General features: G+C 68.9%; 15 protein-coding genes and 1 other RNA gene. 3 read left to right on the forward strand and 13 right to left on the reverse strand.

Translation table 11 applies throughout. The annotated features are described in order from the left end of the window. A partial coding sequence (locus WA967_RS12760) for a tyrosine-type recombinase/integrase (protein WP_424423213.1) occupies positions 1 to 934 on the forward strand: 934 nt, incomplete at its 5' end. A gap of 63 nt (positions 935 to 997) precedes the next feature. Here WA967_RS12760 and ssrA read toward each other — a convergent pair. Further along, positions 998 to 1,367, reverse strand: a transfer-messenger RNA (tmRNA) gene (gene ssrA / locus WA967_RS12765). Between the two features lie 145 nt (positions 1,368 to 1,512). Here ssrA and WA967_RS12770 point away from each other — a divergent pair. Next, the gene (locus WA967_RS12770) at positions 1,513 to 2,172 is read left to right on the forward strand and encodes an SIMPL domain-containing protein (protein ID WP_424423215.1); all 660 of its coding nucleotides are present in this window, start codon (positions 1,513 to 1,515) and stop codon (positions 2,170 to 2,172) included. Between the two features lie 87 nt (positions 2,173 to 2,259). Here WA967_RS12770 and hflX read toward each other — a convergent pair whose 3' ends face one another. Further along, the gene (gene hflX / locus WA967_RS12775; RefSeq protein ID WP_424423218.1) at positions 2,260 to 3,768 is read right to left on the reverse strand and encodes a GTPase HflX; all 1,509 of its coding nucleotides are present in this window, start codon (positions 3,766 to 3,768) and stop codon (positions 2,260 to 2,262) included. A gap of 72 nt (positions 3,769 to 3,840) precedes the next feature. Here hflX and WA967_RS12780 point away from each other — a divergent pair, with 72 nt between their 5' ends. Further along, positions 3,841 to 4,485 carry a class I SAM-dependent methyltransferase gene (locus WA967_RS12780; RefSeq protein WP_424423221.1) on the forward strand — a complete coding sequence of 215 codons (645 nt, stop codon included), beginning with the start codon at positions 3,841 to 3,843 and terminating at the stop codon, positions 4,483 to 4,485. Positions 4,486 to 4,507: 22 nt separating this feature from the next. Here the strand turns inward: WA967_RS12780 and dapF are convergent, their stop codons facing one another. The 11 genes from dapF to WA967_RS12835 all read right to left on the reverse strand — a co-directional run bounded on the left by dapF (position 4,508) and on the right by WA967_RS12835 (position 15,127). Next, the gene (gene dapF / locus WA967_RS12785; protein WP_424423224.1) at positions 4,508 to 5,380 is read right to left on the reverse strand and encodes a diaminopimelate epimerase; all 873 of its coding nucleotides are present in this window, start codon (positions 5,378 to 5,380) and stop codon (positions 4,508 to 4,510) included. A gap of 35 nt (positions 5,381 to 5,415) precedes the next feature. After that, positions 5,416 to 5,967, reverse strand: coding sequence for a dihydrofolate reductase family protein (locus WA967_RS12790; protein WP_424423226.1), 552 nt, complete (start codon positions 5,965 to 5,967; stop codon positions 5,416 to 5,418). A gap of 40 nt (positions 5,968 to 6,007) precedes the next feature. Then, positions 6,008 to 6,937, reverse strand: coding sequence for a tRNA (adenosine(37)-N6)-dimethylallyltransferase MiaA (miaA, locus tag WA967_RS12795; protein WP_424423228.1), 930 nt, complete (start codon positions 6,935 to 6,937; stop codon positions 6,008 to 6,010). Continuing rightward, positions 6,934 to 8,481 carry a tRNA (N6-isopentenyl adenosine(37)-C2)-methylthiotransferase MiaB gene (gene miaB / locus WA967_RS12800; protein ID WP_424423230.1) on the reverse strand — a complete coding sequence of 516 codons (1,548 nt, stop codon included), beginning with the start codon at positions 8,479 to 8,481 and terminating at the stop codon, positions 6,934 to 6,936. The genes miaA and miaB overlap by 4 nt, the downstream gene beginning before the upstream one ends. A gap of 66 nt (positions 8,482 to 8,547) precedes the next feature. Further along, positions 8,548 to 9,015 carry a regulatory protein RecX gene (locus tag WA967_RS12805; RefSeq protein ID WP_424423232.1) on the reverse strand — a complete coding sequence of 156 codons (468 nt, stop codon included), beginning with the start codon at positions 9,013 to 9,015 and terminating at the stop codon, positions 8,548 to 8,550. 290 nt (positions 9,016 to 9,305) lie between these two features. Further along, the gene (gene recA / locus WA967_RS12810; RefSeq protein ID WP_424423234.1) at positions 9,306 to 10,355 is read right to left on the reverse strand and encodes a recombinase RecA; all 1,050 of its coding nucleotides are present in this window, start codon (positions 10,353 to 10,355) and stop codon (positions 9,306 to 9,308) included. 246 nt (positions 10,356 to 10,601) lie between these two features. Continuing rightward, positions 10,602 to 10,823: a DUF3046 domain-containing protein gene (locus WA967_RS12815; protein ID WP_424423235.1), complete on the reverse strand. Its 222-nt coding sequence runs from the start codon at positions 10,821 to 10,823 to the stop codon at positions 10,602 to 10,604. Between the two features lie 16 nt (positions 10,824 to 10,839). Further along, a complete protein-coding gene (locus WA967_RS12820) occupies positions 10,840 to 11,148 on the reverse strand; it encodes a helix-turn-helix domain-containing protein (RefSeq protein ID WP_298868625.1) in 309 nt (102 codons plus the stop codon). A 180-nt stretch (positions 11,149 to 11,328) separates the two neighbouring features. Next, positions 11,329 to 11,811, reverse strand: coding sequence for a CinA family protein (locus tag WA967_RS12825; protein WP_424423237.1), 483 nt, complete (start codon positions 11,809 to 11,811; stop codon positions 11,329 to 11,331). Next, positions 11,808 to 12,383, reverse strand: a complete 576-nt coding sequence (pgsA, locus tag WA967_RS12830) for a CDP-diacylglycerol--glycerol-3-phosphate 3-phosphatidyltransferase (protein ID WP_424423238.1) — start codon at positions 12,381 to 12,383, stop codon at positions 11,808 to 11,810. The genes WA967_RS12825 and pgsA overlap by 4 nt, the downstream gene beginning before the upstream one ends. Further along, positions 12,383 to 15,127: a DNA translocase FtsK gene (locus tag WA967_RS12835; protein WP_424423240.1), complete on the reverse strand. Its 2,745-nt coding sequence runs from the start codon at positions 15,125 to 15,127 to the stop codon at positions 12,383 to 12,385. The genes pgsA and WA967_RS12835 overlap by 1 nt, the downstream gene beginning before the upstream one ends. Positions 15,128 to 15,176: the final 49 nt, after the last annotated feature.

Consider the following 15,176-nt stretch of genomic DNA (forward strand, 5'->3'; position numbering starts at 1 on the left):
GGACACATCCTGGAACGTCTACGTGAAGCCCCGCTGGGGCGATACCGAGGTCGGCGACATCAAGCCCTCCCACGTCGAGACATGGATCGCTGAGATCACCGCAGGCACCGCGATCACAGACCGGCAACGCGACAGGAAGAACACGCGCGGGCCCCGATCCGCATCCGTCGTGCTCCGTGCGCTCGGCGTGCTCGCCGGGATCCTCGACGGTGCTGTGCGTGACCGGCGCATCCCGAAGAACCCCGCCCGGGGTGCACGGAACCTGCCACGGAAGGTCTCGAAGAAGGAGCGCCGCTACCTCACCGACGACGAGGTCGTACGACTTGCGACTGCGACGAGAAACCACACGCACGCGACCCTGATCCTCGTCCTCGCGTACTGCGGCCTCCGCTGGTCGGAAGCGATCGGACTACGGGTCGCCGACGTGAACCAGCTGCGCAAGCGCCTGCACGTGAACCGTGCCGCCGTCGAAGTCGACGGGGTCATCGAGGTCGGAGCCCCGAAGACCTGGGAGAAGCGCACCGTCCCGTACCCGGCATTCCTCGCGGCAGCGCTCGAGCGGCAATGCGACGGGAAGGGCAGGACGGACCTCGTCTTCACCGACACCGCCGGGAACTACCTGCGCCGTGCGAAGACCACCGAGGTCGACGGGTCATGGCTCGCAGCAGCCACCGCACGCGCCGGCCTCGACAGGATCACCCCACACGATCTGCGGCACACTGCCGCGTCCCTGGCGATCAGCTCGGGCGCGAACCCCAAGGCCGTGCAGAGGATGCTCGGCCACAAGTCCGCAGCGATGACCCTCGACACGTACGCCGACCTGTTCGATGACGACCTCGACAACGTCGCTGCACGCCTCGACGAGCGCGCTAGGGCTGCGGATGTGGGCAAAACGTGGGCAAGCCTGGGTTATCCACAGGCCGCCCAGGCATAGAAAAACCCCCGCGCTCCCCTACTCTCGTAAGGGAATGCGGGGGTTGATCTCCGTGACAACGGCTGGTGGAGCTGGGGGGAATCGAACCCCCGTCCGACGCTGCTCATCCACGTCTTCTCCGGGCGCATTCTGTGAAAGCGTTCTGCTCGGCTCCGACCTTTGTCACAGACACCCAAGTCGACGAGCCCAGCCTGGGAAGAGTCCCACGTGACGTCCAGACGCCGTCACGCAGCAAGATTCCTAGATGACGCCAGGATCCGTACCGGAATCACATACGGTCTGACGGACTATCGGGCTCGCTTAGGCAGCGAGGGCGAAGTCGTTGCGCTTTGCATTGGCAACTATTTTTTCGCAGGGGGCGTTCACGAGATAACCCTGCATCCTCGGCCCGCTTCCCGTCGATACACAGACGCCGTCGAAACCGATCAGCCCCGTGCACCTTCTTGCGAAGGAGCCGTTGTCACTCTGTGGAATTACCAGATCGGATGCTGACGCACCCGAGCATCACAGGTTACAACGGATTCCCGCTCCGCGCCATTCCACGACCGGTGCCCGCGCCGTGACGTACAGTCGCACCCATGAGCGAAGTCATCATCACCGTCCGTGGCGAGCACGAGCTGCGCCTCGCTCCCGAGCGCGCCACCGTCCACCTGTCGGTGACCTTCGACGGCCCCGAGCGGGCGGATGTCGTGGAGCGGACGCTGGCAGCGGCAGAACCGGTCAGAACCGGGCTGGAGGCTCGCAAGGCCTCGGCCGCGGTCACCGAGTGGACCAGTCGGCGCCTGAGCGTGTACGCGGACAGGCCGTGGAACAGCGACGGTCGACGTCTCGCCCCGGTGTACCGCGCCTCGATCGACTTCACCGGCACGTTCGCCGACTTCTCCGAGCTCTCGGTGTGGGTCACCGAACTCACCGTGCAGGACGGCGTGAGCATCGGCGCCGTCGACTGGCACCTCACGCCCGAGACGGAGGCGGAGGTCGAGAGGGAGGTCGCCACGCAGGCGGTGGGCGTCGCCGTCTCGCGAGCACGCGCCTACGCCGAGGCACTGGGGCTGTCCACCGTCGCACCACGGGAGATCGCCGACCGCGGGCTCATCTCCGAAAGCGTACCGATCATGCCCAAGATGATGATGGCGCGCAGCGCTGCCCTGCCGATGGACTCCGGCCCGTCGCTGGAGCTCCAGGGCGAGGAGATCACCGTCTCCGCAGCCGTGGAGGGGCGCTTCGCCGCCAGCTGACACGAAACCGTCGTGTGGGCGCTCAGCGGCCCTTCGACACGCTCAGGGGCCCGATCCCAGAGCCGGCGGACCTGGGGCGGAGGCCGGTCAGCGGACGGCGTAGGGCGCGAGTTCCGCGGCCAGACGCTCGGACACGTGCGCGTGCACGAGCGTGCCGGTCTCCTCGTGCTCGGACGAGAGCAGCACCCCGGTCTCGTGCACGGCGGAGACCAGGTCTCCGCGGTCATAGGGCACGAGCGCGGTGATCTCGACGGCCGGCAGCGGCAGCATCCGCTCGATGGCCTCGCGCAGCTCGTCGATGCCCTCGCCGGTGCGTGAGGAGACGAAGTGCGCGTCGGGCACCAGCCCGCGCAGCACGAGGCGCTCATCCTCGTCGACCAGATCGGCCTTGTTGAACACGACGATCTCGGGGATGTCCCGCGCGCCCACGTCGCCCACCACATCACGGACGGTCTGCAGCTGCGCGGACGGGTCGGGGTGGGAGCCGTCCACGACATGCACGATCAGGTCGGCCTGGCCGACCTCCTCGAGCGTGGAGCGGAACGCCTCGACGAGCTGGTGCGGCAGGTTGCGCACGAACCCGACGGTGTCGGTGAGCGTGTACACCCGCCCGTCGTGCGCCTCGGCGCGGCGCACGGTGGCGTCCAACGTCGCGAACAGCGCGTTCTCCACCAGCACGCCGGCGCTGGTGAGCGCGTTCAGCAGGCTGGACTTGCCCGCGTTGGTGTAGCCGGCGATGGCCACCGAAGGGATCGTGTTCCGCTTGCGCTCGGCGCGCTTCGCATCGCGCGCCGGCGCGAACTCGCGGATCTGACGGCGCAGCTGCGCCATGCGAGTGCGGATGCGGCGGCGGTCCAGCTCGATCTTGGTCTCACCGGGTCCGCGCGAGCCCATGCCCGCTCCCCCTGCGCCGACCTGGCCGCCGGCCTGCCGGCTCATCGACTCGCCCCAGCCCCGCAGGCGCGGGAGCAGGTACTCCAGCTGCGCGAGCTCGACCTGCGCCTTGCCCTCGCGGCTCTTGGCATGCTGGCTGAAGATATCGAGGATCACCGTGGTGCGGTCGATCACCTTCACCTTCACGACGTCCTCCAGCGCACGGCGCTGGCTGGCCGCGAGCTCGGTGTCGGCGATCACGGTGTCGGCGCCGACCGCGGCGACGATGTCCTTCAGCTCCTGGGCCTTGCCCCGGCCGAGATAGGTCGCGGGATCCGGATGCGGCCTGCGCTGCAGCAGCCCGTCGAGGACGGCCGCTCCCGCCGTCTCGGCGAGGGCCGCCAGCTCGCGCAGTGAGTTCTCGGCATCGTCCTGCGCCCCCTGGGGGTAGACACCCACCAGCACCACGTTCTCCAGCCGGAGCTGCCGGTACTCGACTTCGGTGACGTCCTGCAGCTCGGTGGACAGTCCCGCCACCCGGCGCAGCGCGTGGCGGTCATCCAGATCCCACTGATCACCGTCGGTCGCGGCGTGCGAGACCGTCGCCTCATCCTGCAGGGCCTGGGCGGCGCTGAACACTCTCGCCTCCGTGTGGGTTTCGGCGTGCGCGAGCACCCGATCCACGGCATCCGATGCGGTGCCCCGGTCGTTGGTCTTCGTCATCTAGTCCTTTTCCTCAGCGGAATCTGGTCAAGGCGCCTTAACACTAGCGCCGCTGTCCGGTACGCTCACTGCATGCCGTCCGACCACTACTTCAGCGCGGCCCCGGCAAGTGCAGAGAATCTGCGCACCATCAACGTCACCCTCGCGGGACGTGAGCTGGAAGTCACCACGGCAAGTGGAATCTTCAGTCCCGACCGCCTGGATGCCGGAACGGCCGTGCTGCTGTCCAACATGCCTCCCCTGCCTCCCAGCGGCGATTTCCTCGACCTCGGCTGCGGCTGGGGTCCGATCACCCTCACCATGGCACTCTCATCCCCCCACGCCGCGGTCTGGGCCGTCGATGTCAACGAGCGGGCCCTGGATCTCGTCCGACGCAATGCCGCGTCGCTGGGCCTTGACAACGTCAACGCTGTGACGCCCGACGATGTTCCCGATGACGTGCTGTTCCGCACGATCCGTTCGAACCCTCCGATCCGCGTCGGGAAGAGCATCCTGCACGACATGCTGCAGCGCTGGATCCCCCGGCTCGACGAGCGCAGTGACGCGTGGATGGTCGTGCAGCGCAATCTCGGATCGGACTCCTTGCAGCGCTGGATGGCGGCGACGTTCGATTCGAGCTTCAGCGTGCATCGTGCCGCCACGGGGCGCGGCTACCGGGTGCTGAAGGTGCGCAGGCACGGCAACCCGCCGACCGCGCCCATCGTCATCGCCGAGTAGCGCGGGCGTCCGCCGAGAGGTCTCAGGCGAGGTCAATCTCGCCGCGGAACACCAGCTGTGCGGGCCCGGAGAGCGCCACGTGCTCGCCGTCCTCGGCCGGGAACATCCGAACGCCCAGCGTGCCGCCCGGAACCTCCACGCGCCACTCGTGCGGTGCGCGCTCACCCGCCCAGTGCCGCACGGCCAGTGCCGAGGCGACAGCGCCCGTGCCGCAGCTGAGGGTCTCCCCCGAGCCGCGCTCGTGCACGCGCATGCGCACGCGCCCGACGCCGTCTCGCACCAGAGGCTCACCGGGCACGACGAACTCGACGTTGGCGCCGTCGGCGGGTGCCGGCTCGAGGATCGGAGTCGGGTTCAGGTCGAGGCCCTCCAGCTCATCCTCGGATGCCAGAGCGACCACGACGTGCGGATTGCCGACGTCGATGCCGAGACCCGGGCGTGCGACGGACAGTCCAGCGGCGCGAGCCAGCGGCTCGCCGCCGGCCAGACGCCATCGGCCCATGTCCACCTGGTAGCCGGTCTGGCTGCGCAGCACGTCGCGCACCCCGGCGCGTGTGCCGATCGGCAGGGTCGAACCGGGCTCCAGCGTCGCCAGCCCCGAGCGCAGCAGGTAATGCGCGAACACGCGGACACCGTTGCCGCACATCTCCGACACGGAGCCGTCGGCGTTGCGATAGTCCATGAACCACTCGGCGCCGGGTTCCTCGGCCAGTGCCGCGGCGCCCTCGGCGGTCGCCGTGGAGCGCACCACGCGCAGCACACCGTCGGCGCCGACGCCGAAGTTGCGGTCGCACAGCGCGCGCACCTGCTCGGGCGCCAGGTCGAGAGCGCCGTCGGCATCCTCGATGATCACGAAGTCGTTGCCGGTGCCGTGCCCCTTGGTGAATGCGACCATGGGATCATTCTACGGATCGGCACGATCACCGGCCCTCAGACGACGACGTCCTCCCCGGCGGTCAGGGCGCCCGTGACCCGGTAGCGGCCGCACAGGAAGCTGCGGTTGCGCGCCACGTCGATGAGCTCCAGATCGAGTGCGCGCGGAAGCACGGGAGCGCCTGCGCCGAGGGTGACCGGCGCGTACTGGATCCACACCTCGTCCAGCAGCCCGGCATCCGCGAACGATCCGACCAGCTCTCCCCCGCCGGCGATCCACAGGTCCTTCCCCGCCGCACGCTCGGTCATCTCGGCGTGCACCTGCCGCACATCGGCCTGCGTGAGTCGGATATCGGCACCCTCCGGCAGCTCGAGATCGCGATGTGAGAACACCCAGGTCGGCAGCGTGTAGTCCCAGCCGTCGCCGTGGTGCACGATCCACTCGTAGGTGTGCGCGCCCATCGCCATCGCGCCCAGTCCTTCGCGGAACCCCGGATACGCCATGGCCCCTTCCTCGTCGATGTCCTGCGTGAGCAGCCACTCCAGCGACTCGTCGACGGTCGCGATGAACCCGTCCAGGCTGGAGGCGGTGTAGTAGCAGGTGGTCATCACTCCATGGTGCAGGCGGCCACCGACATCGGCCGCACCCTCATGAGCGGGTGAGGATCGCTCCGGCATCCGCCCTGCTGCTCTCGACCCATCGGATGTCCGGATACCGCTTGAACCAGGACACCTGCCGGCGCGCATACCGGCGGGTGAGCGCCTGGGTCTCGGCGATGGCCTGCCGCTCGGTGACGTCGCCCCGCAGCTGCGCCAGCGCCTGCGCGTAGCCGATGGCCCGGGATGCGGTGACGCCGCGCTCCAGGCCCTGCTCGCGGAGGGCGGCGACCTCGTCCAGCATCCCGGTGCGCCACATGCCCTCGACGCGTCGGTCCAGGCGCTCCACGAGCACGTCCCGAGCCGTGCTCATGCCGATGATGGCGGTGGCCGGATGCCAGAGGTCGGGCTTCTCGGGGAGGGCGGCGCCGTGGGTGGCTCCGCCGGCCTCCAGCACCTCCAGCGCGCGGACCACGCGCCGGCCGTTGCGCGCGTCGATGCGTGCGGCCGTCGCAGGGTCCAGCGTCTTCAGCCGCTCGAACAGCGCACCCGCACCGGACTCCTCGAGCTCCGCCTCCAGACGCGCCCGCACGGCGGCATCCCTCGGTGGGAAGCGGAAGTCGAAGATCACGCTCGAGACGTACAGACCCGATCCTCCGACGAGGATGGCGTCGCCGCCGCGGGCGTGGATCCCGGCGATCGCTTCGCGCGCCCACGGCTGATACCACGCCACAGCCGCCTCCTGAGTCACCTCCCGCACGTCGAGCAGATGATGGGGGATGCCGCGGCGCTCGGGCACACTGAGCTTGGCGGTGCCGATGTCCATGCCGCGGTACAGCTGCATGGCATCCGCATTGACGATCTCCGCAGGGTTCCCCTGCGCCCGCAGAACCTCGGCGAGCTGCAGCGCGAGCTCGCTCTTGCCGGTCCCCGTCGCTCCGACGACCGCCCAGAGGCGGGTCGAGTCGCTGGACGAGCTCACACCCCGGCGCGCAGGGTCGGCAGGCCCAGCGAGACCGGACGCCCGGCACCGGAGTCGCCGTGCGCGGGCACGCCGCAGCTGGCCGCCTGCGCGCGCTCCCAGGCGTCGCCGCCACGGGTGCGGCGGATGCGCAGAGGGGCACCGGTGGGATCGTCGGCCAGCAGGTGGAACGGTGCGCCGTGCGTGATGGTGACCGTGACCATGTCGCCGGGACGCGGCAGCTCGGAGCCCGGCGTCACCTCGAAGTGCACCAGGCGGTTGTCCCGTGCTCGCCCAGTGAGGCGATGCGTCTCGGCGTCCTTCTTGCCCTCGCCGACGGAGACCAGCACCTCGACCTCGCGGCCGACCTGCTTCTCGTTCTCCTCCAGCGAGATGCGCTCCTGCAGGGCGATCAGGCGGTCGTAGCGCTCCTGCACGACCTCCTTGGGCACCTGGTCCGCCATGGTCGCGGCGGGCGTGCCCTCGCGGATGGAGTACTGGAAGGTGAAGGCGCCCGAGAAGCGGGCCTGCTCGACGACGCGCAGAGTGTCCTCGAAGTCCTCGTCGGTCTCGCCGGGGAAGCCCACGATGATGTCGGTGGTGATGGCGGCGTCCGGGATGCGCTCGCGAACGCGATCGAGGATGCCGAGGAACCGCGCGCTGCGATAGGAGCGGCGCATGGCCTTGAGAATGCGATCGCTGCCGGACTGCAGCGGCATGTGCAGCTGAGGCATGACGTTCGGGGTCTCGGCCATCGCAGCGATGACGTCATCGGTGAAGGCGGCGGGATGCGGGCTGGTGAAGCGCACGCGCTCGAGCCCGTCGATCTCGCCGGTGGCGCGCAGCAGCTTGCCGAACGCCTGGCGGTCGCCGAACTCGACGCCGTAGGAGTTCACGTTCTGGCCGAGCAGCGTGACCTCGAGGGCGCCGTCCTCGACCAGCAGCCGGATCTCGTTCAGGATGTCGCCAGGGCGGCGGTCCTTCTCCTTGCCGCGCAGGCTGGGCACGATGCAGAACGTGCAGGTGTTGTTGCAGCCGACCGAGATGGACACCCAGCCGCTGTGCGCGGAGTCGCGCTTGGTGGGGAGGGTGGAGGGGAACACCTCAAGTGATTCGAGGATCTCCAGCTGGGCCTCATGGTTGTGACGCGAGCGCTCTAGCAGGCCGGGAAGCGAGCCCATGTTGTGCGTGCCGAAGACCACATCCACCCACGGCGCCTTATCGAGCACAGCCTGCTGGTCCATCTGAGCCAGGCAGCCGCCGACGGCGATCTGCATGCCCGCATGCTTGTCCTTGCGCGACTTCAGGTGCCCCAGCGTGCCGTACAGCTTGCCGGCGGCGTTGTCGCGGACGGCGCAGGTGTTGATGATGACGATGTCGGCGTCCTCGCCGTCACGCGCGGCTACATAGCCCGCGCTCTCCAGCGACCCGGCCAGCCGCTCGGAGTCGTGCACGTTCATCTGGCAGCCGAAGGTGCGGACCTCGTAGGAGCGTCGGCGACCGTCGGCATCGATCGCTGCCGGTGAGGCCGCGATGATCGTCGGTTCGGAGGAGAGAAGAGACATGATCCAGCCATTCTACGATCCGCGGAGAGTGCCAGGGCTCTCCGGCGGCGGCCGAACGGATGCTGTTCAGTCCGAGTCGACGAACCGCACGCTGCCGCGACCGCTTCCGGCCTCGCGGAGCGCCGTGCGGGCCGCATTCATCGCGACCGATCCGCCGTAGCCGCGCCGGGCGAGCTGACCCAGCAGACGCCGCAGCGCGGTGTCCGGCTCGAGCCCGGACATGCTCGATGCCTTGCTGCGCGCGTAGTCCAGCGCGCGCTCGGCGTCGTCGTCGGGCAGTTCGCCGAGCACGTCGTCGACGATGTCACGCGGGATGCCGCGCTGCGACAGCGACCTGGACAGCGCGATCCTCCCCTGCCCCTTGCGCTCGACGCCGGAGGTGACGAGCAGCTCGGCCAGGGTGCGATCGTCGAGGTAGCCGCGGTGCAGGAACTCATCGATGATCGACTCTGCGACATCGCGGTCGACGTCGGTCATGCGGAGCACGGTGCGCGCCTCCGAGACGGAGAGCTGCTTGCCGCGCAGCTTGCGCACCAGCACCTCCTCGGCTCGGGCGCGGAGCTCCCCTGAGTCGCGCTCCGCAACCGGCGGCTCCCCTGTCTCAGGGCCGGCCTTCGACGGGCGGGGTTGGGCGCGAGCGGGCCCCGGGCGATGCGAACCGTCCATCAGCGCAGAACGCCATTGAGCGGCCTCGGCCTCACCCCGCTGGGCGCCCCGGTTCGCGGCACGGGCGGGGTGGGCCGGCGAAGGGCCACGACGATCGCCGCCGAAGAGCGGGATCACGGGGGCGAGGTGCTCCTCGCCCCCGTCTTCCTGCCGAGACATCACGCCGGGCGACGCTCGGCGAGCTCGTCGGCCGGCGCCTCGACGGCCGCCAGCACCCCGATGCCGAGCTTCTGCTTGATCTGCGTCTCGATGTCGAGGGCGATGTCCGGGTTCTTGATCAGGAAGTTGCGGGCGTTCTCCTTGCCCTGACCGAGCTGGTCGCCGTCGTAGGTGTACCAGGAGCCGGACTTCTTGACGATTCCGTGCTCGACGCCGAAGTCGATCAGACTGCCCTCGCGGGAGATGCCGATGCCGTACAGGATGTCGAACTCGGCCTGCTTGAACGGCGGGGCCATCTTGTTCTTGACGACCTTCACACGGGTGCGGTTTCCGACCGCCTCGGCGCCGTCCTTCAGCGTCTCGATGCGACGGATGTCCAGACGCACCGACGCGTAGAACTTCAGCGCCTTTCCACCGGCGGTGGTCTCCGGCGAGCCGAAGAAGACGCCGATCTTCTCGCGCAGCTGGTTGATGAAGATGGCGGTGGTCTTGGTCTGGTTCAGGCCACCCGTGAGCTTGCGCAGCGCCTGGGACATGAGTCGAGCCTGCAGGCCGACGTGCGAGTCGCCCATCTCGCCCTTGATCTCCGCCTCGGGCACCAGCGCTGCGACGGAGTCGATCACGACCAGATCGATCGCGCCGGAGCGGATCAGCATGTCGGCGATCTCCAGCGCCTGCTCGCCCGTGTCGGGCTGGGAGACAAGCAGCTGGTCGATGTCGACGCCGAGCTTGCGGGCGTACTCGGGGTCGAGCGCGTGCTCCGCGTCGATGAAGGCTGCGATGCCGCCGGCGCGCTGGGCGTTGGCGATGGCGTGCAGCGTGAGCGTGGTCTTTCCCGAGGACTCGGGACCGTAGATCTCGATGATGCGGCCGCGCGGCAGGCCGCCGATGCCGAGGGCGGAGTCCAGCGCGATGGAACCGGTGGGGATGACCTCGACGGGAGCGCGCTCGTCGCTGCCCAGTCGCATGATCGATCCCTTGCCGAACTGGCGCTCGATGTGCGCGAGTGCCGAATCCAGTGCCTTCTCGCGGTCGTCGGTGGATGGCATGACGTGCTCCTCAATGTCTCGAATGCTGCCGCCTGTAGGCTGTCGCGGCCGCTCCGGGATGGGGCGACTCTGCGACAAGGCGCATGGCTTGTGCCACGTCCTTCACGGTAGGAGGTGCCACCGACATCGCGTCGGCGGAACCGCCCGCTGTGGAGAGAAATCGCACATCGGCCACTTGTGCAGAACGATACGCGCTCATCGAACGCATCTTCGACGACACGCCGGATCCGAATGCGGGAGATTCGATCAGCGGCGCCGTGGCTCGAGCTGTCCCACGCCGTAGCGGCGCTCGGCAGGCACCTCCGCGTCCTCGCACAGTGCCAGCCAGATGTCCCTCGGCGGCACGCCGGCATCCAATGCCTCCAGCGCTGTCACTCCGAGACCGCTGAGGATCAGGTCGTGCGTGAGCGAGATCGCGCGCGCGCCGAACTCGTCGTCGACGGCACGCAGGAACTCGCTGCGTCTCATTCGCGTGAGCCGCCGATCAGTGCAGCGACAGCTCGGGCTCGACCGAGGCGACCAGGTCGTCGGGGACGACGTCCGGGAAGCCGCTGATGCCCTCGAGCACCGAGATGCGGTCGCCGACCTCGCGCATGATCGTCGAGATGGGAACATCCAGAGCATCCGCCACGGAGGCGAGGATCTCGCTGGAGGCCTCCTTCTGGCCGCGCTCCACCTCGCTCAGGTAGCCGAGGGCGACGGACGCCTTGCTGGCAACCTGGCGCAGCGTGCGCCCCTTCTGCAGGCGGAAGTCCCGCAGCACATCGCCGATCTCCTGTCTGACAAGGATCATCGGAACCTCCTCTCCCCGTTTCCCCTCGGAGCTCCGCCCGAGTGGATCGCCAGTCTAACCCGACTGGACGATGTTGAATCTACTGTTTCACGCTGTGCTTCAGTTGTGAGGGAATTTTCGGCAGTGGACCTGGTGTGTCGTCGAATGCGCACATCGTCTGCAACCGCCGATTCGCACCGGCTATTCCCGCACGGCGGCCAGCGCGAGGGCGATCACGGCATCCGTCGCCTGCTGCCGGACCTCGGCACGAGAGCCGGCGAACACATGCAGCCGCGAGATGCGCTCGTGCGGCGTGACCACGCCGACGTGGACCGTGCCGACAGGCTGCCCGTCAGGGGAATCGGGGCCGGCGATGCCCGTGGTGGAGATCCCGACGTCGGCCGCACGTCCGTCGACCGCGACGACCCGGCGGATGCCGTCGGCCATCTGCACGGCGACCTCCGCGTGCACAGGCCCGAACTCGGCCAGCAGATCGGCATCCACGCCCAGCACCGTGTGCTTGACCGGCGTCGCGTACGCGACCACCGCGCCCCACAGTGCGGCGGAGGCGCCGGCGACCGACACGATCTCGGCTGCAACCGCTCCCCCGGTCAGGGATTCGGCGACGCCGAGCGTCCACCCTCGCTGCCGCAGTGCGGCGATGAGCTCCGCCGCCTCACTCATGCCGTGCTCCGCCGGCCGCGCACCTGCGCGACGATGTAGTCGATGCCGCTGAGCACGGTCAGCACGAGCGCCGCGATCATCAGGATCAGCGTCACGACCGTCCAGACCGGCATCCCGATCCACACGTGCAGCGGCAGCAGCGCCCAGCCGAGGGCGATGCCCTGCACGGTGGTCTTGATCTTGCCCATCCAGGCCGCCGCCACCACGTGCTCGTGCACGATCATCAGCCGGTGGACGGTGATGCCCCACTCGCGGATCAGGATGACGACGACGATCCACCAGCTCACCTCGCCGAGGATCGCGAGCCCGAGGAAACCGGCGCCCGTGAGCAGCTTGTCGGCGATGGGGTCCCACAGCTTGCCGAAGTCGCTGACGATCTCGTGCTTGCGCGCGAGGTAGCCGTCGACCCAGTCCGTGGAGATCGCGAGCACGAACAGCGCACCGGCGACCCATCGCATGGCCAGGTCTGTCGCGCCGTTCGTCCCCGCCAGGAGCAGAAGGACGAAGAACACGATCGCCAGCGGGATGCGGGCGATCGTGATCGCGTTCGGGAGCTGCCGGGGGATCGCCATCAGTCGCGGCCCGTCAGGCCCCAGGCGTCCTCGTCGCCGTCGTCCTCGCTCTCCACGACAGGCAGACCCTCGAACTGCTGCTCGACGGGGTCGTGCCCGTACGGGTCGTGCTCGGCAGCGGCAGGCACTGCCGGCGCGGCCGGCTTCTGCGCGGGAACATCGTCGCCACGGAGCTTGGCGATGACCATGGGCAGCTGCTCGGCGGTCACCAGCACGTCGCGGGCCTTCGATCCCTCGGACGGCCCGACGATCTCGCGGGACTCCAGCAGGTCCATCAGGCGACCGGCCTTGGCGAAGCCGACGCGCAGTTTGCGCTGCAGCATCGAGGTCGAGCCGAACTGCGATGAGACGATGAGCTCGGCGGCGGCCAACAGCAGCTCGAGATCGTCTCCGATGTCCTCATCGACGTGCTTCTTCTTCGCTTCGGCGGACTCCTGCACATCGGCACGGTACTCGGGACGCGCCTGGTGAGTGACGTGCTTGACGACGGCCGCGATCTCGCTCTCCTCGACCCACGCGCCCTGCAGTCGGAACGGCTTGGACGACCCCATCGGCGAGAACAGGGCGTCACCCTGGCCGATGAGCTTGTCCGCACCCGGCGAGTCCAGGATGACGCGGCTGTCGGTGACGCTGGTGACGGCGAAGGCCAGTCGTGACGGCACGTTGGCCTTGATCAGACCGGTGACGACGTCGACGCTGGGTCGCTGGGTCGCCAGCACGAGGTGGATGCCGGAGGCTCGGGCCAGCTGCGTGATGCGGACGATCGAGTCCTCGACGTCGCGCGGAGCCACCATCATCAGGTCGGCCAGCTCATCGACCACCACCAACAGGTAGGGATACGGCTTGAGCACCCGCTCGCTGCCGGCCGGCAGCTGGATCTCGCCGTTGCGCACGGCCTTGTTGAAGTCGTCGATGTGGCGGTACCCGAACGACGCGAGGTCGTCGTACCGCATGTCCATCTCCTTCACGACCCACTGCAGCGCCTCGGCGGCCTTCTTGGGACTCGTGATGATCGGGGTGATCAGGTGCGGCACGCCCGCGTAGCTGGTGAGCTCCACGCGCTTCGGGTCGATGAGCACCATCCGCACATCCGCCGGACGGGCGCGCACCAGCAGGCTCGTGATCATCGAGTTCACGAAGCTGGACTTGCCCGATCCTGTGGAGCCGGCGACCAGCAGGTGCGGCATCTTGGCGAGGTTGGCGACGACGATCTTGCCGCCGACGTCCTTGCCGACGCCGATGGTCAGCGGATGCGTGCTCTTCTGCGCCGCGGGCGAGCGCAGCACGTCGCCGAGGGCCACGGTCTCTTTGTCGACGTTGGGGATCTCGATGCCGATGGCGCTCTTGCCGGGGATCGGCGAGAGGATGCGCACGTCGTTGGATGCCACGGCGTAAGCGAAGTTGTTGCTGAGCTGCAGGATCTTCTCGACCTTGACGCCCAGACCCACCTCGACCTCGTACTGCGTGACCGTCGGGCCGCGCGAGAATCCGGTGACCTTGGCATCCACCTTGAACTGCTCGAGCACGCTGGTGATCTGCGCGATGGTGTGATCGGTGGCATCCGACCGCGTCACCGGCGGCGGACCCGCCTTGAGGATCGTGGTCGGGGGCAGCACATAAGGCGCTGCCGGAGGCTGCGGACCACCGGCACCGGGGCCGTTCGTGCCGAAGCCGTCCAGACCCGGCAGTTCGCCCGTGGAGCCGTCGTCGTCCAGCAGTGCCGTCGTGTTCTGCTCACCGAGGCCTCCGGTGAGCGCGCTGATGTCGGTGAGCACCTCGGTGGCCGCGTCGTGCACATCGTCATCGACGAGCACGGCCTGGTCGTAGGCGCCCTCTCCGGTGGCCTCCTCGAACAGCGCGGTGATGGCCTGCGATGAGGCCCCCTCGTCGGGATCCTCCTCGCGGCCGGTTCTGTTGCGCCGCCACCAGGGCAGCGAGTCCTTGTCGTCCTCGTCGTCCTGCGGCGCCTCGTCGACGGCAGCCGCGCGCAGCGGGCGCTCCGCGCCGAACATCCAGGCGTACAGGTCTCCGAGCCGCTGGCCGATGCGGTTCGGCGGTGTCTTGGTGAGGATGAGGATGCTGAGCACCGTCAGCACGGCCAGCACGATGTATGCGACCACCGGCGTCAGGCGCGCCAGCGGCTCCCCCAGCAGCCAGCCGAACAGGCCACCGGCGGCGCTGAGTGCGGGCATCCCGTCTTTGGGCTGCGGACGCACGAGATCGCCGGCCGCACCGACGGCGCCGGAGGCGACGTGGCAGAAGCCCGCCATCGCCAGTGTGAAGAACCCGAAGCCGATCCCGATCCGCCCGTTGTCGTTCACGGATGCCGGATGCCGGAACAGCCAGCCGGCCAGGAGCAGCAGCAGCACGGGCAGCACGAAGGCCACCCGGCCGACGATCAGTCCGAAGGTGTACGCGCTGATGGCCTGGGCGATCTTCTCGCCGATGAAGAACCACTCCACGACCGCGCCCGCGCAGGCCAGCAGCACCAGGAAGAACGGGAAGCCGTCGCGCCGCTGATCCTTCTCGAGCGCCTCCGGGCCGAATGCGCGGAACAGACCCCCCACGACATGGGCGAGTCCGAGCCACATGCGCACGATGACCGGCGGCTTGTCGGCGGCGTCGACGTACTTCTTCGGGGCGGGGGCGGACTTGGGCTTGGCGGCGCGCGAGGTCGTCTGCCGCTTGGATCGCGACGCGGGCGTCGTCGACGCGCGCTCAGACTTCGTGGTGCTCCTGGCCATGTGTCCACGGTACGGCCAGGTGCCGACATTCGCCCGCAATGACGCGGGT

Origin of the sequence: Microbacterium sp. (assembly GCF_049650565.1) — a bacterium.
GTDB lineage: Bacteria > Actinomycetota > Actinomycetes > Actinomycetales > Microbacteriaceae > Microbacterium.